The following is a 24,092-nucleotide window of genomic DNA, read 5'->3' as shown; positions in this document are numbered from 1 at the left end:
AACTACCGACCTTTCGACTCCGACTCGACACTGACACCCTGTTCGGACGCGGCGGCCAGTTCGTCCGCTGGCGGCTCGCGTCTGTCGGGCACGAGTTCGGTGGCTACCTCGCGTGCACGCTCGAGATGGGCCGTTGCACTGCCACACGCGGCCCCGGGCGTTTCTCGTTTTGATTCCTCGCTGCCTTCACGTCGCTTCTGTCGCCCCGCTTCACGGTGTGTATCGACCAGTTCGACGGCGATGTCTGCGAGCGCTTGCCGGAGCGACGCCCGGTCGCCATCGAAGCGGCGGTCACGGCCCCAGTCCAGTTCGTACGCCGTCCGGTAGCGGTCGAGGGCGTCTTCCCAGTGTGTAGCCCGCGCTGCCGGGTCTGTCGTGGCTCTGGCCGCGCTCGCAGCCACCTGTGCCGCGTCGACTGGGGCTGACAGGAGTTCGGCGTATTCCGCTTCGATTGCGTTTCGAGCGTCCGCAATAGTTTCTGTGGGTGGCTCCGGTGCCGTTACCGCTAGCGCTCGTTCGTACTCGGTCTTTGCCTGTGCGTACGCGTCCGCAGCCCGTTCGTACGCCCGGTTCTCCCATGCACGTCGGGCCGTGTCGCGGTGCTGTTCGGCCGCGCTGACGTGGCGTCGGCGCTGGCAGGTGTCTATCTGTGTTTGCGTTGACTGGCAGCGTTCGTCGATACTCGCTGTCGCTCCCAGCGCTTCGACTCGCCCTCGCCCGTTGTCGAGCGCTTCCTGTGCGGCCGTGATATGCGTCGCTGCTGTCTCGAGGTCTGTCGCCTCCAGTGCCGTCACAGCAGCCTCGACCTGCGACTCGGCCCGGTCAAGCTCGGTTAGCGTGCGCGTCCAGACCTGTGTGGCTTCGTCGACGAACTCCCGAACCGGCGTCAGGTCGCCCTTGCATTCGAACGCCCAGCAGTCTTCGTCGACGGTAACGATTTCGAGTGTCGACGTGCGGAGCCCCGACGTACAGCGCACGGCCACGATGTCTTCGTAGGGGAGCGAGATTGTCCGGTCACCGTCGTCGTCGCCAACGACGAACATGACGCGGCCGTTCGTTGCGAGCAGATACGCGCGGTAGTCGCCAGCCGGCGTGAGCCCCTCGTTGTTCCCCTGGGCAGCGACGACGCCGGACTGACTGTTATACGCAAGATATCGCGGCGTCTCCGTCTCCCGAAAGTGCTGCCCTAGCGGCTGCTGAAGCCGGCGCGTGCGTCCGAACAGCCCGTCGGTGTTCACTCGGTCGAATATTTCCGGTCGACCCGAGGAGCGTATATCGGTAACAGTTTCCACAGTCCACCCCGTTCGTGACAGTATATTCAAATATTTCGTCGGAGAAATAAATCCTTTGGCCGACAACAGCGCTCAAGCCGGCTGGTTCGACTCCAGCCTTGCGACGGTGTCAGTACGGCTGGCTTCGGTCCGTCGGCTGACGCTGCGGGCTCCCGCTCGTCAGGTCGGCGGTGCACTGCCGGCAGAACTGGTAGTCCTGCTCGTTCCTCGCCCCGCAGTGGGGACAGTCGATGGATGTAGTGCTGTCGTCGGTGGCGCTGCCACGGCGCGGTTCAGTATCGCCCTGACCGGTCGCACCGGCTGGGTCACCCCGGTGCCGGTACGCGTACAGCATAGTCAGGACGTGGAGCCCCACGAGAAGCGCGATTGCGCCGTAGAGCCACTCGCTCACCATCATATGTAACGATACGTGAACGTACTACTTGAGGGTTGTGCCGAGTTACCAATGGACGGCAATTTCGGCGAGTTCGGAATCATCCCCTGTGACTACCTGGCGAGCAGACGGGTGCGCTGTGGGCTAGCGTTCAAATACGACCACGCAGCCACGGGAACTCATGCCCGTTCACACGCTCGGTGGTCCCTGATGGGCCGTCGGACACTCGTGGCTGTCGCCCGTCCCGACGGCCGCTACGACTGCCGGCTCGCACACTGGGGCGTTGACGCTGACCCCATTGCACAGTCTCGACCGCTCGGGAACGACTGGACGCCCCCTGCCGTCCTCGCTGCCATCGATGCTACCCACGAGCAGCTAGTCGTGCTTGACGGGTCGGTCCGGACCTACGCTGTCTGCTGGCTCGACCCGACGCTATCGGCCATCGACGATATCGCCCTCGCTCGCACTGCCGACCCTGAGTCGTTCCGGCAGTGGTGGGTCGACCGGAAGGACGCGGCCTGTCGCGCCCTCGACAGTGAAGGCTGTGACCCGGCGGCCGTCCGGCGTGCCCTGCTCGCGTCGCTCCGAAACCGGGCTTCGTCCGTCCACTGCCCCGACGACGCGTCCTTTTTACGCGGGGACCGCTAACCGCCATCCGTGACTGCCGTCGAGACGCTGACGTACCCCGACCCCGCCGACGCACTGGACCTTGCGTCGCGCAACGCCGACCGCGGCGCGCTGGTGACGCTCGTCGGGACCTGTACGGTCGAATACGAGGGACGAGCAGCCAGTTCACTGGGTCCCGGCGACCGCCACGTGATGCTCAAGCCCGATGGGGCTGCGCTGGTCCACACCGACGAGGGCCAGCAGCCGGTGAACTGGCAGCCGCCGGGGTGTGAGCACAGCATCAGCGTCGACGACGACTCGCTGGTCGTCCGCTCCACGCGGTCGACCCCCGAGGAGTTGCTCGAAGTGACTTTTGAGACAGTCGCCCACGCCGCCGCCTTCGACGTGACCGACTCGAAAGACCTCGCGCTCACCGGGACCGAGGCCGACCTGAAAGACCGTATCCTCGACGAGCCGGGGCTGGTCGAGGCGGGCTTTACGCCGCTTGCGACCGAACGCGAGACACCTGCTGGCGCGGTCGACATCTACGGCGAGGACGCCGACGGTCGGACGACGATACTCGAACTCAAGCGCCGGCGCGTGGGGCCCGACGCAGTCGGCCAGCTGGGGCGGTACGTCGATGCGTTAGAACGCGACTTGCACGCCGACACTGAAGTCCGGGGTATCCTCGTCGCTCCGTCGGTGACCGACCGGGCGCGTCAGTTACTCGCGGAAAAGGGATTAGAGTTCGTCTCGCTGGAGCCGCCGTAACCGATCTTTTTCCCTTTCGCACGGAGCTGTCAGTCGTGTCCCGTACTGATTGCCGCAGTCGCCACATAGCCAGATGACGAAGCTACTCGTCTACAGTGACCGTTCCATCGGTGTCGACGACCACACGATAGCCGCTGTAATCGAACGCCACGTGCCCGCTGGTGTTCGAATCGGCGATGCACGCCGTCAGTGCATCCGGATTGATACTGTCGGCCAGTGGCGGGAGCGTCTCGACCGGCTGTCTCTCCGCGGTTGCCACGGCACGAACGACTGCCGTGACGATGGACTGGTCGGTGCCGTGGACTTCTATAACAGTTGGTGATCTTCCAGACACGGTTCTCTGACCTCATGCTGAACTTGTTCTTCAGGTGTAAAGTTCAGTGTGGCTAGTATAGTAAACGCCGAACCACAATACATGACAACATTCATCATGAAATGTCAACTACACCTGTGTATGTCCCGACAGCTTGGCGACAGCCGGGCGGTAACCCGTGTGGAGTTTGCCCTCTCTGATGGGTCGTATCCCTTTGTGTCGGTGTCTGAAGCCGAATCGTGTGCAGTAATTCTTGAAAAATGCCTCCCGCAGACGGACGACATGTACGCGGAGTTTTTTTCAGTCGAGGGTGCTCGCCCTAGCCAGCTTGTCGAGCGCATCGAAGACGCCAACGGCGGTGAGGCGCGGGTGCTTGAGCGCACCGGCGACGGTGGGCTCGTCGAAATCGACGTACGAGATAACTGTCCCGTTGTCTCGCTTGCGGATATCGGGGCGGTACCACGGACTGTCCGAAGTGTCGATGGCCAGGGGACTATCGTAGCTGATGTCCCGGGTCAAATCGAGACGGGGTCGGTTATCGATTCGTTCCTGACGGCCCATCCGGAGGCCGAACTCGCGGCGAAGAAACAGCGTGAGTCTATCGTTCCGCTGTTCGGGTTCCAGAACTACGCGTCCCACTCCGAATCACTGACCGACCGCCAGCAGGAAGTTCTTGCGACGGCCCACGAAGCGGGGTATTACAGCTGGCCCCGTGAGGCGACGGCCGCGGACCTAGCTGACCTCCTCGATATCTCGGAGCCCACGCTCCACAAGCACCTGCGGGCTGCCGAACAGAAACTCGTCGCGACCATGTTCGCCTGCCCGCACGACGAATAACGCTGCTGACAGCGACAGTTGACCGCTGCTGTTATTCGATCCGGTCCTGCAAGTCCGCGAGCGCGTTCATCGCCTCTATCGGCGTCATCGTCGCGACATCGAGCGACGCTAACTGCTGTGCCACTGACTCCGGCAATTCATCCTCGGCGGCGGTTCCATTCGTCTGAAATACCTCCTGCGCGTGGTCATCCGATGTCGCCTCACCGGCCGGGGCCGACGCTGCTCCGTTCTCCGTCGGACCAGTCGTCTCCGTGGCGGTGGAATCCGTCTCGGAGTCAGCTCTTGTCCCCGGTCTAGGTTCGCTCGCCACCTCCGCCTCTCTCGTCGCTTCGACGCCCGTATCGGCCGTCTCGGCATCCGCCAGAAGGTCCCGCGACCGCTCGACAACGGAGTCGGGGACGCCGGCCATGCTCGCCACCTCGACACCGTAGGAGGCCGCCGCGGGACCGGGCGCGAGTTCGTGGTCGAAGCGAACGTCGCCGTCCTCGCGGCTGGTCTCGAAGTGGCGGTTGGTTGCGCCGGACAGCGCCGCGGCGACGGCGGTCAGGTCGTGATGATGGGTCGCAAACAGCGTGTACGCGCCGACCTCGTCGTGGAGATACTCGGTCACGGCGCGGGCGATAGCAAGCCCGTCGGCCGTCGACGTGCCGCGGCCGACCTCGTCCAGCAGGACCAGCGAGTTTTCGGTCGCCGCGTCCAGAATCGTCGCCAGTTCGGTCATCTCGATCATGAACGTCGAGCGGCCGCCGGCGATGTCGTCGCTGGCCCCAACGCGGGTGAACACGCGGTCGAGAATCGGGAGGTCGGCCGCTTTCGCAGGGACGAAACTGCCCGACTGTGCGAGCAGGCAAATCAATGCGACCTGCCGCATATACGTCGACTTCCCGCTCATGTTCGGCCCCGTGACGACGGCGAGGAAGGGCTGTATATCGTCCGCGGTGACACCGTCGTCGCTTCCGTCTCTGCTCGCTGGGACTGGCCCGCTCCCCAGATGCGTATCGTTAGGGATGAAGGCATCCTCGGTCCGCTCGACGACCGGATGGCGGCCGGCGGTGACGTCAATGCCGTCGCTGCCGACGGTGGGCCGGCAGTAGTCGTACTGCGCCGCAACCTCGGCGAACGAAACCAGCACGTCCAGTCGGGCGAGGCGGTCGGCAAGCGCCTGCACGCGCTCGGCCTCGTCGGCCACCTCGTCCCGGACTGCACAGAACAGGTCGTACTCCAGGTCGTCGGCCGCGCTCTCGGCCCGTAGAATCTCGTCCTCGCGCTCTTTGAGCGCTGGCGTGTAGTAGCGCTCGCTGTTTTTCAGCGTCTGGCGTCGCTGGTAGTCCTCGGGGACAGCATCGAGGTTGGCGTTTGTCACCTCGATGTAGTAGCCGTGGACGGAGGTATGCCCGACCTTCAGCGAGTCAATGCCGGTGCGCTCGCGCTCGCTCGCTTCCAGTTCGTCGATCCATTCCTTGCCGGACTGCTCGGTCGAGCGCAGTCGGTCCAGTTCCTCGTCGTAGCCTTCGCGAATGACGCCGCCCTCGGTCACCTGCTGTGGCGGGTCCGGGCGAATCGCCGCCTCAATTTCCTCGCGGGTCTCGGCCAGCGGGTCCAGCGTCGCGTGCAGGTCCGCGAGCAGGCGGGCATCGGCGTCGGCGAGGTGGTCACGGATATCCGGCACGACCGACAGCGTGGCGGCCAGCGACCGGAGGTCACGGGCGTTTGCCCGGCCCCGAGAGACTCGCGAGATGAGGCGTTCGAGGTCGTACACCTCTGCCAGAAGGGCAGATAGCTCCTCTCTGGTGGCGGGGTCGCGCTGGAGTTCTGCGACCGCGCCGTGGCGGGCCTCAATGCGGTCAGCGTCGAGTAGTGGCCGGCGGAGCCAGTCGGTCAGCTTCCGCCGCCCTAGCGCACAGGCGGTCTCGTCCACCGTGTCCACGAGCGTGCGGTTCTCGTGGCCCCGGACTGAGCGCCGCTTGAACAGTTCGAGGCTCTCGACAGCCACCGCGTCCAGCAGCATGTACTCCCGCGGGTCGTACCGCGTGAGGTGATTGAGGTAGTCGAGCGTGCCGGCCGGGTCCACGTCCGGGTCGACCGGCTCGCCGTCCGGGCCGACCGCCCCGCTGCTGCCGCGGGTGTACTCCGCGTAGGCCAGCAGACCGCCACAGGCCCGGATCTCCGCGCCGCCGGCGAGCAGGCGCTCAGGCGGGCCGAAGTACTGCCCCACGCGGTCCTCGGCGCGGTCCTGGGCGAAGGCGTCCGCGTCGTAGCGCGTCACCAGACAGGCCGGCCCGAAGACGGCGTCCCGGTCCACGTCGACGTCCGGCCCGACGATGGCTTCGGCGGGGCCGAACCGGCTGAGTTCGTCGGCGACGGCGCTTTCCGAGCCAACACTGGTCGCGTAGCAGTCGCCGGTCGAGATATCCAGTAGCGCCAGCCCGTATCGCTCGCCCGCGGTCAGAGCCGCGACGTAGTTGTTGTCTGCCCCGCCCAGCAGTTCGCTCTCAGTGAGCGTGCCGGGGGTGACGATTCGCGTCACCGCGCGTTCGACCACGCCGCTGACCTCGTCGGGGTCCTCGACCTGGTCGGCGATGGCGACCCGATAGCCCGCGTCCAGCAGCGTCTCGACGTAGGATTCGGCGTTGTCAATTGGGATGCCGGCCATCGGGTACTCACCGGTCGAATCCTCGCGCTGAGTCAGCGTGATCTCACACAGCCGGGCGACCCGTTTCGCGGCCGCACAGAAGGCCTCGTAGAAGTCCCCGACCTGAAAGAGGACCAAGGCGTCGTCGTACTGCCGGCACAGCTCGTAGTACTGTGCCATCATCGGCGTCAGGTCCTCTTCGAGCTCGGCCATCTGCTCGGGCGGGCCAAGCGCAGCGTCCATATCGATGGGCAACAGCCGACACCTGATAGGCGCTCCGCTCTCTCCCGCCATGTGTGGTGTCGACCGGCCACTGATTTTTATGCCACCGGAGAGACGTAGCCTGTATGTCACGTCGCGCCAACTACGCGCTCTGTGAGTTCCAGCAGCACCTCGGTCCGGCGGCGGACTCGCTCGACGTTCCCTGGGCTGAATACACCGGGAATTCGACTGATCCGGTTTCCTTCAACATCCCCACCTCATCGTCGGCGGACCCGTACGTCGAGATGCAGGTGTTCGACGTCGAGGATTTCAACCACGAAATCGTGGTCAACGGCGAACCGCTGTCAGGGTTCGATATCGCGCCCGGCGAGGGGTGGCAGCTCTGGATGGATACGATTGCGCCCGAGCGACTCCACCTCGGCGAGAACACGATTCAGTTCCGGCGGAACACCGACTCGAAGGACGCTTTCGTCGTCGGGTCGGTTACGGTCCACTGGACTGAGCCCGTCGAATGAATATATAAACAGATCGACGCTGTTCTGGTGAGGCGTGCCAACAGCTACCACTCCTAACGGCCAGTACCCCTTCTGTCGGGTGATTTCACCTGTTCTGGCCTGGGCAACCGGTGACCGGCGAGCGCCCTATAACCCCTACTTTTATATAGAACCACATGCAATCTTCGCTTGATTATGAGCCAACGCCAGATGCAGGGCCAGCCGATGATCATCCTGGGAGAGGACTCCCAGCGGATGAAGGACAAGTCTGCACAGGAACACAACATCTCGGCCGCTCGCGCGGTTGCCGAGTCAGTACGCTCGACGCTCGGCCCGAAGGGGATGGACAAGATGCTCGTCTCCTCGATGGGTGACGTCACCGTCACGAACGACGGCGTCACCATCCTCTCGGAGATGGACATCGACAACCCGACAGCCTCGATGATTGTCGAGGTTGCCGAGACACAGGAAGACGAGGCTGGTGACGGCACCACCTCCGCCGTCGCCATCGCAGGCGAACTCCTCAAGAACGCCGAGGACCTCCTCGAACAGGACATTCACCCGACGGCGATCATCAAAGGGTTCAACATGGCCGCCACGCAGGCCAAGGACGAACTCGACGACATCGCTACGGAAGTCGACCCCGACGACGAGGAACTGCTGAAGAAGGTCGCCGAAACCTCGATGACGGGCAAGGGCGCGGAGCTCAACAAGGAGCTACTCGCCCAGATCATCGTCGACGCGGTCAACGCCGTGACCGTCGAGGCCGAGGACGGCTCCGTCATTGCCGACCTTGAGTACCTCAACATCGAGACCCAGACCGGCAGCTCCGCCGGCAACTCCGAGCTCCTCGAAGGCGCAGTCATCGACAAGGACCCGGTCCACGAAGAGATGGCAACCGAGGCAGAGGACGCCGACGTCCTCCTCGTCGACACGGCCATCGAACTCGACGAGACCGAAGTCGACGCGCAGCTCTCTGTCGACGACCCGAGCCAGCTCCAGAACTTCCTCGACAAGGAAGAAGAGCAGCTCAAGCAGATGGTCGACCAGATCGCCGACACCGGCGCTGATGTCGTCTTCTGCCAGAAGGGCATCGACGACATGGCCCAGCACTACCTCGCCGAGAAGGGTATTCTGGCCGTCCGCCGCGCCAAGAAGTCCGACATCGAGTTCCTCAAAGAGGTTCTGGGTGCCCGCATCGTCTCCGATCTCGACTCCGCGAGCGCGGAAGACCTGGGTCACGGCTCTGTCACCCGCGACGACGCCGAAGGCCTGTTCTACGTCGAGGGCAGCGGCGACGGAGCCCACGGCGTCACGCTCCTGCTCCGTGGTTCGACCGACCACGTCGTCGACGAACTCGAACGCGGCGTCACGGACGCGCTCGATGTCGTCGCGTCCACGGTTGCCAACGGCAGCGTCCTCGGTGGCGGCGGCGCACCTGAAGTCGAAGTCGCCCGCCGGCTCCGCGACTACGCCGACAGCGTCGAAGGCCGCGAACAGCTCGCTATCGAGTCCTTCGCCGACGCGCTGGAGATCATCCCGCGCACCCTCGCCGAGAACGCTGGTCTCGACAGCATCGACACGCTCGTCGACCTGCGCGCCGCCCACGAGGACGGCGATGTCAGCGCCGGCCTGAACGTCTTCTCCGGTGACGTCGAGAACACGCTCGACACCGGCGTCGTCGAGCCAGCCCACGCCAAGCGACAGGCGATTTCCTCGGCTGCAGAGGCCGCGAACCTGGTCCTCAAGATCGATGACATCATCGCTGCCGGCGAGCTCTCGACCTCCGGCGGCGACGAAGGCGGCCCCGGCGGCCCCGGTGGCGCCCCTGGCGGCATGGGCGGCATGGGTGGCGGCATGGGCGGCATGATGTAGGAGACGAGCGGAGCGAAGTCTCCGAACGAGCGAACGGAACGGACGAAGTCCGTGAGCAAAGCGAGGGGCCGAACGAAGTGAGAGCCCTCGAATAGTGAGTGGCGAAAGCCGCGAACCGCGAGGTTCTGAGCAACGTGAAGAACCTCGTATACGCGAGCGGGAACGCAGTAACCCGCGAGCACTGTAGCTGACCGGAAGAAGACTTTTCGAACGAACGCCGAAGCAGCCCCGCTGGGTGTGCTTTGACCGCTAACAGACTGCCCTGCGGACGATATTTTTGACCGACTACAGTCCAATTCCACACAGCTACGGATAGGTCGTGACACCGCCGATATCGAGACGTGAAACCGGAGAAACAGTTAGGTGTGTCTCTGCGAAGTTTCGATTGTCCCGGTCCGTTTGGTGGGACGGACTGGTGACAGCGGGTGGGGGCCTCTCTTCGTTTTAGCGGTCACTCGACAGTGTCCAGCCGCCGCCCCAATCATTCAGGGCGTGTTGTCCGGTTTCGGTGGCGTCGGTCTTCGAACACCACGTCCGTCGTTCCCAGGTCGCTGTAGCGGAGAATCTCGGTCACTCGGTAGGTATCCGTTCCGTTGTCGATTGTGTACTGGAGCGCGTAGCTCCGGACGATGCCGTTGGGCGTCACGGTCGCTGAGAGGGAGACGTTCGTCACACGGTCGACGGGACGAGTGGCAACCGCGCTGCCGTCGGCCGACCCGGTTCCTTTGATGCGATACAACGACACGCCGTACAGTTGCTTGATGACCTCGTCGCCGGGGCGGATGGATGTGATGTTGGTGGCGGAAAGCAACGCTATGAGACGCCCGTTGAACGTGGGTTCGAAGAACAGTGCGGCCCGGGGTGAGCGGGGTGGGCCACCGATACCGCGGCTGTCCGCGACCACTTCCGTCGATGTCGACCCGTTGACGGTCGTCCGTCTGAGCGCACGGCCGTCCCGCCAGGTGCTGTGTATCTCACGCGCTGTCACACTCTGTCCGGATATCGTTCGGGTGGCCGTGTACGACTTGTAGCCCGCGCCGATGCTGGCACGGGTCCGGACGCGCCTGTGCAGGCCGCTGCCGTTCATGACGGTCTTGGTGTGGTGGACTCGATAGGAGGTGTTCGAAAGCCGCCTGACGTGGGCGCGGCCGAGCGCGGTGGCGTTGACGACGCGGTCGCCGACGACGCCCGGGGCGCGTTGTGCCGCACTCGTTGGTGCGTCTGCAGTCGGGACTGGGGCTGGTGTCACCGTCTCCCTGGCGGCCGCGTTGTCCCCGAACAGACCGGTACATCCGGCGCTCAGCAGACAGAGACAGACCACAGCAATCGCCACCCCGCGACGCATATTGGTGACTCGTTGTGTGGCGATATAACCCCTGTGACGGCGGAGGGCTAAATATCGTTGAGTGTCAACATACTGTATGCAGACGCTGCTTCTCGGCGCGGACGCGGTTGAGGACCACGCGACGATGCCGGCAGTCATCGACGCGGTTGCCGCGGCCTTCGCCGCCGATGCCAGGGGGAACACCATCATGCCGGCCAAGTCCTACATCGACCTGCCGCAGTACAACGGCGACTTCCGGTCGATGCCGGCCTACGTCAACGCTGAAACGTGGGACGCCGCCGCGGTCAAGTGGGTCAACGTCCATCTGGACAACCCCCGCGACCACGACTTGCCGACCGTCCTCGGGACGCTCATCTACTCGGACCCCGAGACGGCGTTCCCGCTAGCCGTGATGGACGGCACAGTCCTGACGCGCCTGCGGACCGGGGCGGCGGCCGCCGTCGCCACCGACCACCTCGCTGTCGCCGACGCGGACTCCCTGGGTCTGGTCGGGGCCGGCACGCAGGCGTACACGCAACTGGACGCTATTTCGTCAGTCCGGGACATCGAGACGGTGGTCGTCGCCGACCGGGACACGGAGAAACAGCAGGCGTTCGTCGACACGTTCACCGACCGGTTCGACGTGCGGGCGGGCAGTATTGAGGACGCCGCTGGCTGTGACGTGCTGTCGACGATTACGCCCGTCGAGTCGCCTATCGTCGACCGGGAGTGGCTCGACGAGCGCACACACGTCAACGCCATCGGGGCCGACGCCGCCGGCAAGCAGGAACACAGCGAACGCACGCTCCTCGACGCGAAACTCGTCATCGACAACTACGAGCAGTGTACCCACTCCGGTGAAATCAACGTCCCGTGGGGCGAGGGTACCCTGACCAATACCGACCTCCACGGGGAACTCGGCGACATCGTCGCGGGCACGCTCTCGGGGCGGACAGACGACGACGGAATCACGCTCTTTGACTCGACGGGGCTGGCTATCCAGGACGTCGCGGCTGCACACGTCGTCTATGAGAACGCGAGCGACGATGGCGACGGAACGGCGTTCTCACTCGTCGACACCGAGACCTCCTGATTCCGGCGAAGGCGTGAGCATGTCGGTCACTTTCGAGATGCCCCAGACGATGATGATAAACGGCAGGAGCGGCATCAATAGGACGAGCAGGCCGAGGAACACTCCCCAACCGAACACGTCCATCCCTTCGTCGCGGTGGGGCCGCGACCCTGGCGTGACCGATCGGAGCGGTGCCGGCAGTCGTCCGCTGTCTTCCGTCTCGTCGTCAGGTGATGCTGCCATACTGTCTCTTTCGCTGAAACGTGTATAAGCCTAGGCCCGGCGGCTACATGGCACCGGCGACGCCGCTGCCGATGGCAGCCCCGCAGTTGTCACAGGCGACGAGGTAGAACCGTTTCGAGGCCGTAAAGAAGCCCGTCGTCGACTCCATGTCGAGGAACTCCACGTCGTCCGGGTCGGCCATCTCCGCTTCGCATTCCGGGCAGTGCACCATCAGGCTGCACCTCCGTTGGACTTTGCGCCGGCGACGCCGCTACCGATAGTAACGCCACAGGCCGCGCAGTTGGCAGTGTAGAAGCGCTTGGAGGCTTTGATAAACCCGGTGGTCGCGTCCACTTCGACGAACTCGATGTCGTCGGCCGTTTCGAGCGAGGTCTCACAATCAGGGCAGTGTACCATACATTCCTGACACCTGCCGAGTCCGGCAAAAATCTTGTGTGGGTAGCAGCGCTTCCGGTCGGCGTGCTGGCGACGATATCTGCTCGACACGCGGCACATCGGCGTATCGCTGACGCCGTTACAGAGACCGGTCGCCACTATCGATAATATCTGCGTACACCGCTCATGCCGACTCGAACGCTCTCGTTTCGTCTGGCCTGACCGGAACTGGCTGAAGCTGGAGCGTTCAGTACAGTTCCTGAACTGATTTGCCTGAACAGCTTTTGCACGTCGAAACGCCCGAAACAGTGACAATCTCCCGCATGCAATGATCTGCCCACCGGGAACGCACTATGGGTAGCAAACCTGTCTTAGTCGTCACGACCGACGGGCTGGATACCGCCACTCTTGAATCTGCCCTCGCTGACACACCGGCTTCGATCACGCACCTGTCGGACCTCACGGACCTCTTTGATACGCTCACCCATTCGGTGTTCCACGCGCTCGTGCTGCCCGAAACAGTCGATGGCCAGTCCGGAACCGATATCGCGTACGGCGTCAGGACGCTGTTTCCCGACCTGCCGGTAATCATTGTTGGCGAGGACCCGGCGGCGGTCCCGGATACCCTCGAGGTGACGGCCGTTGAGCCGTCGGCAGGTCTCGAAGACGCCGTTGCCGAGGCCGTCCGGGACAGTCTCGACGCTGAGCCGCCGTCCGTTGCTGGACGCCCACCGTCCCCAATGGAGACGCTGTTGCTCTCCCTGTTCAACGAGTTGCCGGACCACCTGTACGCGAAAGACGAGCAGGCCCGACACGTCCTGATGAGTCGGGGGTTCAACGAGCCGACCGACCGACTCGGCCTCACCGACGTCGAGGTTCCGGAACTGGCCGATGAACACGCGAGAGCGGCCCTGCGTGATGAGATGGACGTCATCGAGGGCGACACGGACCGGATCGAAGTGGAGGAGTTCCTCGATCTCGACGCGTCGTACGTCCGCACCCGCAAGATGCCGTGGTACGATTCCGCTGGGAACGTTCGGGGAATCGTCGGACACACGCAGGACATCACCGAGCGAAAGCTCCGTGAGCACGCGTTTCGCCGCCAGAACGAACGGATGGTGAAAGTCGCACTCGTGGCGTCTCATGAGCTTCGAAACGAACTGCAGATCGCGTACGGGCGACTCGAAGAGCTGGCTGACTGCGACGGTCCGACCGCCGACATTGCCGAGTCGCTGTCCCAGATTTCTGCGATTATTGATACCGTCGTTGAACTCTCTACGAGTGACCCGAATGGCCCGGTCCAGCACGCCGAGATCGAACAGGTCCCGAAGCGAAAACACGTCTGGCTCTCCCGTCTCAGTCGGGAGGTGTGGGACACGCTCGCTGACAGTGAGGCATGCCTGACTTTCGATGGGGACACCCGTATTGTCGCCGATCAGGAGTCTGCCGGACTGTTGCTCCAGATACTGTTCCAGAACGCGCTTGAACACGCCGGACCGTCGGTCACCGTCACCGTCGGCCTGACGGCAGACGGCTTCTTCGTCGCAGATGACGGTCCGGGCATCGATGTCGAACCACCGGAACGGGTGTTCGATGCGGGTCACACTGCTGTCGCAGAGAACACTGGATTCGGACTCTATGTCGCCCGACGGGTCGCCGCTGACCAGGGGTGGACGGTCACAGCAGCGGAGAGCGAGTCGGGCGGTGCCCGATTCGATATCGGAAACGTCGACTGTCCCGAATAGCGGGCGGTCAGTCGACCCTGGCGACGCTACCGCTCTGTAAGCAGGCAGCGCTCCGGACTCACACCCGTTGGCCTGTGCGTTCGTGCGGCGGACCCTGATACCCTCCCGAAGGGAAAGGTATAGCACGGTCGCTGCCGGATGTTCCGATATCATGACCACGACCGGTGAGGAACGCGAGCGGGGGTTCGATCATACGGAGATCGAGCCCCGGTGGCAGCGCACGTGGGACGAGGCCGACGTGTTCCGGATCGACGACGACGAGACCGACCCGGAGTACGTGCTGGCGATGTTCCCCTACACGTCCGGAAGCCTCCACATGGGCCACGTCCGGAACTACACAATCACGGATGCTTACGCCCGCTTCGAGCGGATGCGCGGCGAGAGCGTCCTCCACCCGATGGGGTGGGACTCCTTCGGCCTCCCGGCTGAGAACGCCGCCGAGGAACGCGACACCAACCCGCGGGACTGGACGATGCAGTGCATCGACTCGATGCGTGACCAGCTCACGGAGATGGGCTTTGGCTACGACTGGGACCGCGAACTCGCGACCTGTGAACCCGACTACTACCAGTGGAACCAGTGGCTGTTCAAACAGTTCCGCGAGGAAGGGCTGGTCGAGCGTCAGGCCGCCGAGCTGAACTGGTGTCCCTCCTGTGAGACAGTGCTGGCCGACGAGCAGGTCGAGGGCGAAGAAGAGCTCTGCTGGCGCTGTGACACGCCCATCGAGGCCCGCGAGATGGACCAGTGGTTCTTCACTATCACCGACTACGCCGAGGAACTGCTCGAGGACTTAGACGACCTCGAGGGCTGGCCGAACAACGTCCGGGAGATGCAGCGTAACTGGATCGGCAAGCAAGAGGGGGCGAGCGTCGCCTTCGAGGTCGGCGACTACGGCGAGGTCGACATCTTCACGACCCGTCTGGACACCATCCACGGGGCGACGTTCTTCTCGCTGGCTCCCGGTCATCCCGTCGCGCAGGAGATCGCCCAACAGAACGACGAGGTTGCGGAGTACATCGAGACGGCAGAGCAGGCCGACGAGGACGAGCTGGACGTAACTTCCGGCGTGTTCACCGGCGAGTACGCGACCAATCCCGCTACTGGCGAGGAGATTCCTGTCTACGTCGCCGACTACGTGCTGACCGACGTGGGAACCGGCGCGCTGTACGCCGTGCCGGCCCACGACGAGCGCGACCACGAGTTTGCCACACACCACGACATCGACATCGTGCAGGTCGTCGAACCAACCGACGACGCGGACGCTGACCCCGAAGACATCGACGTGCAGGAAGCAGCCTACCCCGAGGACGGCCTGCTGGTCAACAGCGGCGAGTTCGACGGGCTCAGTAGTAACGAAGCCCGCGACCGCTTCGTTGAGGAGTTCGACGGCGAACACAGGACGGAATACAACCTCCGCGACTGGGGTATCTCCCGCCAGCGCTACTGGGGCACGCCAATTCCGATGATCCACTGCGACGACTGTGGCTACGTCGAAGTCCCCGACGAGGATCTCCCCGTCGAACTGCCGGAGTTCGTCCACACGACTGGGAACCCGCTGGACGCCGCTGAGGAGTGGAAGCAGGTTGATTGTCCGGACTGCGGTGCCGACGCGGTGCGGGAGACGGACACGATGGACACCTTCGTCGACTCCTCGTGGTACTTCCTGCGGTACACCTCGCCGGAGATGGATGAGGCTCCCTTCGACGCCGAGCGGGCCAGCGACTGGATGCCTGTCGACCAGTACGTCGGCGGCATCGAACACGCCGTGATGCACCTGCTGTACGCCCGCTTCTTCACGAAAGTGCTTGACGACCTCGACATGGTTGATGATGTCCGCGAACCCTTCACCAACCTCACGAACCAGGGGATGGTGCTTGGCGAGGACGGCAACAAGATGTCGAAGAGTCTGGATAACGGCGTCTCACCCCAGCGCATCATCGAGGAGTACGGCGCGGACACGGCCCGACTGTTCATCATGGAGGCCGCCCAGCCAGAGAAGGAGTTCGCCTGGAGTCCTGAGGGTGTGCAGTCCGCCCACAGCTTCCTCCAGAACGTGTACACGCTGGTTTCGGCCTACGCGGAGGGTGAGGCGGGGACCGCCACTGACACGGAGAATGGGGCCGACATCGCGGACTACGTCGCCCGCGAAATCGACGCGACGGCAGCGAACGCGACGGCGGAGTTCGAGGACTTCCGGTTCAACCACGCGCTGCAGGCCGTCCGGGAACTGGTGTCGCTGCTGCGCCGGTATCAGGAGGCGACCACCCCCGATGCTGACACCTTCGAGCGCGGGCTGGCGACGGCGGCGAAACTGCTCGCCCCGGTCGCGCCCCACGCCGCAGAGGAGATGTGGGCCGAACTGGGCCATGACGACCTCATCGCCGAGGCCGAGTGGCCGGCCGCCGACGCCCCCGCCGACTACGAGATGGAGCGCCGGCTGGTCGAAAACACCCGCGAGGACATCCGCGACATCGTCGAGACGGTCGGTATCGAGGACCCCGCCACGGTGACGCTCGCGGTCGCACCGGAGTGGAAGCACCGCGTCCTCGACCTGGCTCGCGACGCCGACGGCAACGTCGTCGGGACCGTCATGCAGGACGAGGACCTGCGCGAGCAGGGCGAGGCGGCCGCGGACTTCGCCAAGGAACTGGCCGGCCGCGCACAATCGCTCGACGAGCAACTCCCGCCCGAGCGCGAACAGGCAGCGCTCGAACGGGCCGCGTGGCTCATCGAACGGGAGTTCGGCGCTGACGTGGTCGTGCAGGGACCCGAGGAGGCGGACCCCGACCTCGTCGGCAAATCCGGTCCCGGCCGACCGGCCATCGATATCGAAGAATAGCTCGCAGTCGTCCGATTTTCGTCTGTCGCGGCCTACTCGGCGCTAACTAGCCCAGTGTCGACGAGGTCTTCGAAGACGCTCGCCGCGTGGCCGTCGGGACCGACCCGTTCGTAGACGGCGACGACGCGCTCCCGTGCGATAACGTACGTCGTCCGCTGGCTCCGTCCGTCGACGAGTGGCACGTCGAACGCTTCACACAGTCGCCCTTCGGGGTCGGCCAGCAGGTCGAAACTGATGTCGTTCGCTTCAGCAAAGTCGCGGTGGCTCTCGACGCCGTCGGTCGAGACGCCGTACACTGAGACGCCCGTGTCTTCGAACCGCTGTGCGTGCTCCTCGAACTGTTCTGTCTCCGTCGTACAGCCCGGCGTGTCGTCCGCCGGATAGAAGTACAGCACTGTTGGCTGCTCGAAGTTGGGCTGGACCGCGTCGCCGTGCTGGTTCGTCGCCCTGATCGTCGGTACGTCGGTACCGGGTTCGAGTACCATCGTCAGTTTACAGGGATATCTGTCCCGTCGTCGTCCTCGTTGTGTCCAACCTTCGCCAGCCGCACAGTGAGAACGCCGCTGTCGTAGCTCGCAGTGGTCTCACCGTCGTCGACGGCTTCGGGGAGGCGAACCGACCGGCTCAGCGACTGCTGACGGCGCTCGCGCTGGACGTACTGGCCGTCGGTTGATTCCCGCTCCTGGCTTGATGTGGCGCTGATGGTGAGCTTGCGGTCCTCGACAAGCTGGACGTCGATGTCCTCGCTGTCGTAGCCGGGCAGGTCCGCGTGGACGAGGAAGGCGTCGCCCTCGTCGAGGACGTCGACCGGGATAGCGCCCATGTCGACGCCGAACTGCTCTCCCAGCATATCGAACGCGCGCTCGATTTCGCTGAACGGATCGCGGTCAGACATACACGGGGGTACACGGGCCCAGGACTTAACGCTTGAAGCGGGGCCGGCGGTGTTTCGCCGGCTCAGTTGACGACTGTCTTGGAGTCATACGACCCGAGCCGGCGGACCCACCCCTTCCCGGCGATGTCCTCGATATCAGCGAGAGCCTCCTGCGTGCGCTGCTCGTAGAGACCGGCCGAGATGTCGATGTGGAAGACGTAGTCCCCGAGCCGCTCACCGCTGGGCCGGGACTCGACGCGGGTGAGGTTGATGTCGCGGTCTGCGAACGGCTCCAGCAGTTCAAGCAGGAGGCCGGGGTAGTCGACATCGGGGTAAACAATAAAGGAGGTCTTGCCGCCGGCCTCGCTGCGCTCGCTCTTCGGGGCGACGACGACGAAGCGGGTGGCGTTCGAGGACCGGTCCTGAATGTCCTCGGCGAGCACTTTCAGTTCGGTGCCGTTGGTCGCGTTCTCGGGGTGGCCGATAGCGGCGATGTCCGCGTCGCCACGGGCGCGCTCAACGCCGCGGGCCGTCGACGCGACGGCCTCGACATTGACGCCGGGGTAGTGCTCGTCGAGCCAGCCGCGACACTGAGCCAGCGCCTGTGCATGGCTGGCTACCAGTGAGAACGAGTCGTCCTGTGCGAGCAGGGCGTGGCGGATCGGCGTGATAACCTCCTCGACGACGGCAACGTCGTACTCCGCGAAGGCGTCGAGCGATTCGGTGACAGAGCCCTCGATACTGTTTTCGACGGGGACGACGCCGCGCTCGGCCTCGCCGTTGGCGACGGCCTCGACGATGGCGGTCACTGACTCGGAGAAGGAGATATCGTCGTCGGTGACTGCCTGTGCGGCGCGGTGTGAGTAGGTCCCCTCAGGACCTAAGGTAACAGTGGTCATACCCGGGGTACAGCGGTGGGAACCAAAAGAACCGTGGTCATCGGCAAGCGCTGTGTCGCCGCAGTGTGCCGTGATTCAGGACAACCGCGTCAGTTCCTCGTCAGTGAGGTCGATGGCGCTTGCAGCCACGTTCTGTTCGAGGTGGTCGAGACTGCTGGTTCCGGGAATCGGGAGTGTCACGTCCGAGTGCCCCAGCAGCCACGCCAACGCGATCTGGTAGGGCGTGGCGTCGTGGCGCTGGGCTATCTCATCGATACCGTCGACGCCGCCGAGGTCGCCAGCGCCGAGCGGGAACCACGGGATGAACCCGATACCGTAGCGCTCGCAGGCTTCCAGCACGTCCTCGTCGTCGCGGTGGCTGACGTTGTACTGGTTCTGGACCGTCACGATGTCGACGATGTCTCGGGCGCGGTCAAGTTGTTCGACGGAGACGTTCGAGACGCCGATGTGGCGGATCAACCCTTCATCCTTCATCTCGGCGAGCGCGCGAATCGAATCTTCGAACGGCGTGTCGGGGTCCGGTCGGTGGTACTGGTACAGGTCGATAGGGTCCATCTGCAGGCGGTCCCGCGAGCACAACTGGGCGTTGCGCAGGTAGTCCGGGTCGCCGTGTGCCAGCCAGTCCGCGTCGGTGTTACGGAGCAGGCCGCCCTTCGTCGCGATGACGAGGTCCTCGCGTTCGGTGTCGAGCGCTTCGCCGATGAGCCGCTCCGAGACGCCCGGCCCGTACGAATCCGCCGTGTCGATGAAGTCAACACCGAGTTCCACCGCCCGCTTCAGTACGGCGTGAGCGTCCGTCTCGTTGTCTGGCTCACCGATGACATCATCACCGGTGAGCCGCATCGCGCCGAAGCCGAGCCGGTGGACCGTGAGTTCGCCACCGATATCGAACGTCTCACTCTCGTTTGTAACCATGTGAACACGGTTGTCCGCACGCCTGAAAATAGCCGCGTCGGCGCAGGTCGTCGGTGTCGACACCTCACGTAGCCCGCTCACTCGCTGCTACGGTGGAACAGCGCAAGGTGAACGAGGAGGTAGCGTGAGGCGTAAAAAACCGTCACGCTGGCGACAAAGGCAAACAGCGAGACGGCCGCAACTGACAGCCCGAACCCGGAGGCGACGAACGGGTTTCGACCCGTGAACGCGATGTATGCGGACACTGCGTCACCGCCGCCCAGACCCACAGCGAACAGGCAAAGCGAGAGGACAATCGCCAGGCCGCCGGTTCCGAGGCCGACGTACCGCGCGAAGTCCTCGGCGTTGAGCGCCGCGTGCGCCTGTCGCTCGGTCAGCGGGGCGAGCCGGACCCGGTAGAGAACTGACCCGACGAGTAATGTCGCACCGAACAACTGGAGGAATCCGCCGAATACCCCGAGCAACAGCACTTTCGGCGAGGCGAGGTCGGGGTTAATCGATGGCAGAAACGCCGCGGTGCTGTCCGGATACAGCCCGTAGACCGGGAGTAACAGTGCCAGCGCGCCAAGCAGGGCGCTCTGGAGCGCGAGCGTCCGCGGGACAGTCTGTCTGAGATACGAGTGGCGTTCATAGCGGAGTCGCTCGTACGTCGACCCCGAAATGATCGCTTGGGCGATAGTGTCGTCGGGCTGTGAATCAGTAGACATATGTTACCGGTTCCTATTTACCGACAGTTTACTCAATCCACAATATAACCCTTTTGCACGGCGCAAAATTATGACTCTCTGATAATAAACGCTATCAGAGTTGTGTTAAAACATAATGGCCCTTCACGAACCAGCCCAGAACGTTCTCAGCGCGTGTGAACCGCTTCGCCGCGTGCTGCTGCGGCCGCCTCGTGGACCGCTTCGGAGAGTGTCGGGTGCGTGTGGATCGTCCCGGCGATGTCTTCCAGCCGCGCGCCCATCTCGATGCCCAGCCCGAGTTCGGCGATGAGTTCAGACGCCTCCGGACCAACGATCTGTGCCCCGAGCAGGAACTCCTCGTCGGCATCAGCGACGACGCGGACGAACCCTTCCTTCTCGTTGACCGTGAGCGCACGGCCGTTGGCCCGGACCGGCATCTGTCCAATGACCGGCTCGAAGCCCGCCGCCTCGGCCTCCGACTCAGTCATCCCGACGGTCGCGATTTCGGGGTCGGTGAATACCGCGGCGGGAATCGCCTGGTGGTCGAACGCGGCTGGCTCACCGGCGGCGGCTCTCGCGGCAACCTCGCCCTCAGCCATCGCCTTGTGGGCCAGCATCGGTTCTCCGGCCACGTCACCGACTGCAAACACCGACTCAAACGCCGTTCGGCACTGGTCGTCGGTCGGAATGACGCCGTTCTCGTCCGTCTGGAGGTCGATGTTATCCAGCGCGAGTGTATCCGTGACCGGCTCGCGGCCGACCGCGACAAGACATTTCTCGGCGTTGTACTCAGTGACCGCCTCGTCTTCGTCAACGGTCTGGACGCGAATGCCCTCGTCTGTCTCCTCCCAGTTGTCGGCCGCCTCGCCGAAGTTGAAATCGATACCCAGCTCCTCGGCGCGGTCCCGAACGACCGTCGCGATGTCGTCCTCGTAGCCGGGCAACACGTCATCAAGCATTTCGACGACGGTGACCTCCGCACCAAGCTTTGCGAACACCGTCGAGAGCTCCATGCCGATATAGCCCGCGCCGACGACGAGCAGCTTCTCCGGGACCGATTCGAGTGCAAGCGCGTCCTTCGATGAGAGGATGTGCTCGCCGTCGAATTCGAAGCCCGGGACCGCCATCGGTCGGCTCCCCGTCGCAACGATGGCGTGTTCGAACGACAGCGATTCCGAGCCCTGTCCCTCACCGCCGTGGGCAACCCGGACCGTCCCGTCGTCGACGAACTCGGCGGTCCCCTCCACCAGATTGACGCCGGCGTTCTTACACAGCGATTCGACGCCCCGTGTCAGCCGTGTGACGACGCCGTCTTTCCACTCGGTCATTCCGGCCATGTCGACGGCCGGGTCCGCGAATACGCCCATCGACTCGGCCTGCCGGGCGTCGTGGGCGACATCCGAGGCCGAGATGAGTGCTTTCGAGGGGATACAGCCGTGGTTCAGACAGGTCCCGCCGTAGGCATCCCGCTCGACAAGCGTCGTGTCTAGTCCCAGTTGCGCACCCCGGATCGCAGCGACGTAGCCTCCCGGACCGCCGCCGATAACAAGCAGTTCCGTTCCCGTAGTGACATCTCCAACGACCATAGCGGTGCCTCGTCCGGGTCCGTGAAAAGCTATCGCCCTTCAGCTCGCTGTCGTCTCTCACCTGCGCCGTCGGTACAGGTAGTACCCGATGACCGGCACTGACACCGCAAACGCCGCGAGCAGTGTCGCCCCCACGGCGTGGGCGATGCCGGCGAGCGCATACAGCGGTGTGGGGGTCCAGTCCCCGTCGGTCTGCCGGAGGTGTCGACTGTCGAGAAAGAGGCCGACCGTGAGAAGCAGGCTGAACAGCACACCCGTCCAGCTGGCGAGGACGGTCAGGGCAAACGCGCCGAGGAACGTCCCGAGACTCCCCTCACCGGCCGATCCCGACGAAATGAACAGTTCCATTCCGACTCGGGAGAGGGCAGCACAGCCCGGAACCAGCACAAACAGCGTGGCTAACCCGTACCAGACCCACGTGTCTCTTGTGGAGGGCATCACGAGCCCTGTCGTTCCAGTGACTGGTCTGGTTTTCGGTTGCGAACCCGGGCAGTCACTCCAGCAGGAGTCGCGTCGGGTCCGACAGATACTCCTTGAGCGTGTTGACGAAGCGCGCCGCGTCGGCGCCGTCGATGACACGGTGGTCGATTGCCAGCGAGAGCGGGAGCGTAGGTTTCGCGACGACTTCGCCGTCTTCGGCCACCGGCCGCTCTTTCAGCGCCCCGATACCGAGAATCGCCGTCTCGGGGACGTTGATGATCGGACTGGCATACTCGCCGCCGATGACGCCGAAGTTCGTAACGGTGAACGTCCCGCCCTGCATCTCTGATCGCTCGATGTCTCGCTCTCTGGCCCGCCCGACGAGGTCGTTGACCTCGCCGGCGAGTTCGACCAGCCCCTTCCCGTCCACGTCGTTAACGACCGGGACGACAAGCCCGTGGTCGGTTGCCGCCGCCACGCCGATGTTGTGGGCATCCCTGTAGACGATTTCCTCGTTTTCGGTGTCAAGCGCCGTGTTGAGCACCGGGTGCTGGTCCAGCGCCGCGGCGACGCATTTCACCACAAACGGTGTGTACGTCAGGGCGACATCGCGCTCCTCGGCGAGTGGCGCGAGTCGCTCACGGGCCTCGACGAGGCCGGACACGACTACCTGGTCGTGGTGGGTCGCGTGGGGCACTTCTCGACGCGAGCGCGCCATCTGCTCGCCGATAGACCGGCGGACGCCACGGTACGGTTCGCGGCGCTCGCCGTCGCCTGTCTCGACGGCCCCAGTGCCGCCCGCCTTGGCTGCCCTCCCTGTCGCGCCGCCTTCGGCGCTGATGGCTTCGGCATCGGCCGCCTGTGCAGCCTGCTGGGCCTCCGCGTACGTCCGGACGGCGGCCTCGTCGACGTAGGGCTGACCGTCCCGCGTCTGGTCGGTCGGGACGGCGTCGATATTCACGTCGAGTTCACGGGCGGCCTTTCTGGTGGCCGGCGTCGCCAGCGTCTGGTCGCGACTGGCGGCTTCCTGTCCGTCGCCGGAGACGCTTTTGACGGCTGATTTGACAGCGGTCCCGTCGTCTGTGTCGCCCGCGTCGACCTGTGAAACCGCTGCGGTCGGACTGTCCCCGTCGTCGGACGCCTTCGAAACAACCGACGTAGGGCTGTCGTCACTGGCAGTCGCCTCGTCGGCCGACGCTGTGGCCGCCTCGACATCCCCCTCTGTGACACGGCCGCCCGGTCCGCTTCCGTCGACGGCCGCGATGTCGACGCCCTTCTCACGGGCGAGTCGACGCACGCTCGGCGAGGCGAACACGCGGCCATCAGCCGTACTTGTGCTTGCACCCGACTGCTCGTCAGCCGCTGCGGCTTCGCTCGCAGCGCTGTCTGCCTCCTCTGTGTCGGCTCCTGCCGATTCGGCTTCGTCTGTATCGCTGGCCGCCGCGTCGGCCGTTTCGGCGTCGCCCTCTTCGGCAATGGTGATGAGCACCTCGCCGGTCTGCACCATCTCGCCGACCTCGGCGTGCAGTTCCTGCACGACGCCGTCGACCGGCGACGGCACGTCGACGGCGGCCTTGTCGGTTTCCACCTCCGCGAGGACCTGGTCCTCGGTGACGGCGTCGCCCGGCGAGACGCGCCAGGTCAGCACCTCACCCTCTGCGACCCCTTCACCGAGGTCTGGGAGATTGAACTCGAACAT

General features: G+C 64.5%; 24 protein-coding genes. 8 read left to right on the top strand and 16 right to left on the bottom strand.

What is annotated here, in order from left to right; all coding sequences use genetic code 11:
* Positions 1-2 precede the first annotated feature (2 nt).
* Entirely contained in the window at positions 3-1,292 is a 1,290-nt protein-coding gene (locus G9C82_RS08255; RefSeq protein WP_007187918.1) for a hypothetical protein, read from the bottom strand.
* A 109-nt stretch (positions 1,293-1,401) separates the two neighbouring features.
* Positions 1,402-1,689 carry a zinc-ribbon domain-containing protein gene (locus tag G9C82_RS08250; RefSeq protein WP_007187919.1) on the bottom strand — a complete coding sequence of 96 codons (288 nt, stop codon included), beginning with the start codon at positions 1,687-1,689 and terminating at the stop codon, positions 1,402-1,404.
* A gap of 48 nt (positions 1,690-1,737) precedes the next feature.
* Between G9C82_RS08250 and G9C82_RS08245 the strand changes: the two genes are divergently transcribed.
* Both G9C82_RS08245 and nucS read left to right on the top strand, forming a co-directional pair.
* The gene (locus tag G9C82_RS08245; protein ID WP_007187920.1) at positions 1,738-2,313 is read left to right on the top strand and encodes a DUF6735 family protein; all 576 of its coding nucleotides are present in this window, start codon (positions 1,738-1,740) and stop codon (positions 2,311-2,313) included.
* 9 nt (positions 2,314-2,322) lie between these two features.
* Complete coding sequence (nucS, locus tag G9C82_RS08240; protein ID WP_004960217.1) at positions 2,323-3,042, top strand: endonuclease NucS; 720 nt, start codon at positions 2,323-2,325, stop codon at positions 3,040-3,042.
* Positions 3,043-3,124: 82 nt separating this feature from the next.
* Here the strand turns inward: nucS and G9C82_RS20705 are convergent, their stop codons facing one another.
* A complete protein-coding gene (locus G9C82_RS20705) occupies positions 3,125-3,376 on the bottom strand; it encodes a HalOD1 output domain-containing protein (protein WP_004960214.1) in 252 nt (83 codons plus the stop codon).
* 120 nt (positions 3,377-3,496) lie between these two features.
* On the opposite strand from G9C82_RS20705, the gene G9C82_RS08230 reads away from it, so the two are divergent.
* Entirely contained in the window at positions 3,497-4,192 is a 696-nt protein-coding gene (locus G9C82_RS08230; RefSeq protein ID WP_121302076.1) for a bacterio-opsin activator domain-containing protein, read from the top strand.
* A 31-nt stretch (positions 4,193-4,223) separates the two neighbouring features.
* Here the strand turns inward: G9C82_RS08230 and mutS are convergent, their stop codons facing one another.
* A complete protein-coding gene (gene mutS, locus G9C82_RS08225; RefSeq protein WP_127013855.1) occupies positions 4,224-7,067 on the bottom strand; it encodes a DNA mismatch repair protein MutS in 2,844 nt (947 codons plus the stop codon).
* A gap of 104 nt (positions 7,068-7,171) precedes the next feature.
* Between mutS and G9C82_RS08220 the strand changes: the two genes are divergently transcribed.
* Positions 7,172-7,561 carry a hypothetical protein gene (locus tag G9C82_RS08220; RefSeq protein ID WP_007187923.1) on the top strand — a complete coding sequence of 130 codons (390 nt, stop codon included), beginning with the start codon at positions 7,172-7,174 and terminating at the stop codon, positions 7,559-7,561.
* A 174-nt stretch (positions 7,562-7,735) separates the two neighbouring features.
* Entirely contained in the window at positions 7,736-9,415 is a 1,680-nt protein-coding gene (gene thsB, locus G9C82_RS08215) for a thermosome subunit beta (RefSeq protein WP_007187924.1), read from the top strand.
* 481 nt (positions 9,416-9,896) lie between these two features.
* Here thsB and G9C82_RS08210 read toward each other — a convergent pair whose 3' ends face one another.
* Positions 9,897-10,760 carry a hypothetical protein gene (locus G9C82_RS08210; protein WP_127013854.1) on the bottom strand — a complete coding sequence of 288 codons (864 nt, stop codon included), beginning with the start codon at positions 10,758-10,760 and terminating at the stop codon, positions 9,897-9,899.
* 76 nt (positions 10,761-10,836) lie between these two features.
* On the opposite strand from G9C82_RS08210, the gene G9C82_RS08205 reads away from it, so the two are divergent.
* A complete protein-coding gene (locus tag G9C82_RS08205; RefSeq protein ID WP_127013853.1) occupies positions 10,837-11,832 on the top strand; it encodes an ornithine cyclodeaminase family protein in 996 nt (331 codons plus the stop codon).
* Here the strand turns inward: G9C82_RS08205 and G9C82_RS08200 are convergent.
* Genes G9C82_RS08200 through G9C82_RS08190 form a run of 3 tightly spaced genes read right to left on the bottom strand, consistent with a single transcriptional unit; the run spans position 11,806 to position 12,450 of the window.
* Positions 11,806-12,054: a hypothetical protein gene (locus G9C82_RS08200; protein ID WP_127013852.1), complete on the bottom strand. Its 249-nt coding sequence runs from the start codon at positions 12,052-12,054 to the stop codon at positions 11,806-11,808. The two genes, G9C82_RS08205 and G9C82_RS08200, sit on opposite strands and share 27 nt — an antisense overlap.
* 43 nt (positions 12,055-12,097) lie before the next feature.
* Positions 12,098-12,265, bottom strand: coding sequence for a hypothetical protein (locus G9C82_RS08195; protein WP_004960176.1), 168 nt, complete (start codon positions 12,263-12,265; stop codon positions 12,098-12,100).
* Positions 12,265-12,450, bottom strand: a complete 186-nt coding sequence (locus tag G9C82_RS08190; protein ID WP_004960172.1) for a hypothetical protein — start codon at positions 12,448-12,450, stop codon at positions 12,265-12,267. The genes G9C82_RS08195 and G9C82_RS08190 overlap by 1 nt, the downstream gene beginning before the upstream one ends.
* A gap of 332 nt (positions 12,451-12,782) precedes the next feature.
* On the opposite strand from G9C82_RS08190, the gene G9C82_RS08185 reads away from it, so the two are divergent.
* A complete protein-coding gene (locus tag G9C82_RS08185; RefSeq protein WP_127013851.1) occupies positions 12,783-14,174 on the top strand; it encodes a HAMP domain-containing sensor histidine kinase in 1,392 nt (463 codons plus the stop codon).
* Positions 14,175-14,325: 151 nt separating this feature from the next.
* Entirely contained in the window at positions 14,326-17,013 is a 2,688-nt protein-coding gene (gene leuS / locus G9C82_RS08180) for a leucine--tRNA ligase (protein WP_127013850.1), read from the top strand.
* Positions 17,014-17,045: 32 nt separating this feature from the next.
* Here the strand turns inward: leuS and G9C82_RS08175 are convergent, their stop codons facing one another.
* The 8 genes from G9C82_RS08175 to G9C82_RS08140 all read right to left on the bottom strand — a co-directional run bounded on the left by G9C82_RS08175 (position 17,046) and on the right by G9C82_RS08140 (position 24,092).
* On the bottom strand, positions 17,046-17,498 hold the full coding sequence (locus G9C82_RS08175; RefSeq protein ID WP_004960583.1) for a peroxiredoxin: 453 nt from the start codon (positions 17,496-17,498) through the stop codon (positions 17,046-17,048).
* 2 nt (positions 17,499-17,500) lie between these two features.
* Positions 17,501-17,908 (bottom strand): Hsp20/alpha crystallin family protein, encoded by a 408-nt coding sequence (locus tag G9C82_RS08170; protein ID WP_004960586.1) that lies wholly within the window; start codon positions 17,906-17,908, stop codon positions 17,501-17,503.
* A gap of 62 nt (positions 17,909-17,970) precedes the next feature.
* Entirely contained in the window at positions 17,971-18,786 is an 816-nt protein-coding gene (pheA, locus tag G9C82_RS08165) for a prephenate dehydratase (RefSeq protein WP_004960588.1), read from the bottom strand.
* Between the two features lie 75 nt (positions 18,787-18,861).
* Positions 18,862-19,701 carry an aldo/keto reductase gene (locus tag G9C82_RS08160; protein ID WP_127013849.1) on the bottom strand — a complete coding sequence of 280 codons (840 nt, stop codon included), beginning with the start codon at positions 19,699-19,701 and terminating at the stop codon, positions 18,862-18,864.
* Between the two features lie 77 nt (positions 19,702-19,778).
* Positions 19,779-20,408, bottom strand: coding sequence for a hypothetical protein (locus G9C82_RS08155; RefSeq protein ID WP_004960594.1), 630 nt, complete (start codon positions 20,406-20,408; stop codon positions 19,779-19,781).
* Positions 20,409-20,554: 146 nt separating this feature from the next.
* On the bottom strand, positions 20,555-21,973 hold the full coding sequence (lpdA, locus tag G9C82_RS08150; RefSeq protein WP_007187933.1) for a dihydrolipoyl dehydrogenase: 1,419 nt from the start codon (positions 21,971-21,973) through the stop codon (positions 20,555-20,557).
* Positions 21,974-22,030: 57 nt separating this feature from the next.
* Positions 22,031-22,321 (bottom strand): hypothetical protein, encoded by a 291-nt coding sequence (locus tag G9C82_RS08145; protein ID WP_127014427.1) that lies wholly within the window; start codon positions 22,319-22,321, stop codon positions 22,031-22,033.
* A 145-nt stretch (positions 22,322-22,466) separates the two neighbouring features.
* On the bottom strand, positions 22,467-24,092 hold the full coding sequence (locus G9C82_RS08140; protein ID WP_127013848.1) for a dihydrolipoamide acetyltransferase family protein: 1,626 nt from the start codon (positions 24,090-24,092) through the stop codon (positions 22,467-22,469).

It is taken from the genome of Haloarcula sp. R1-2, assembly GCF_011627385.1.
Taxonomy (GTDB): Archaea; Halobacteriota; Halobacteria; order Halobacteriales; family Haloarculaceae; genus Haloarcula; species Haloarcula marismortui.
Note: the sequence above shows the minus strand (reverse complement) of the source record. Positions and strands in the feature narration are given on the sequence as shown.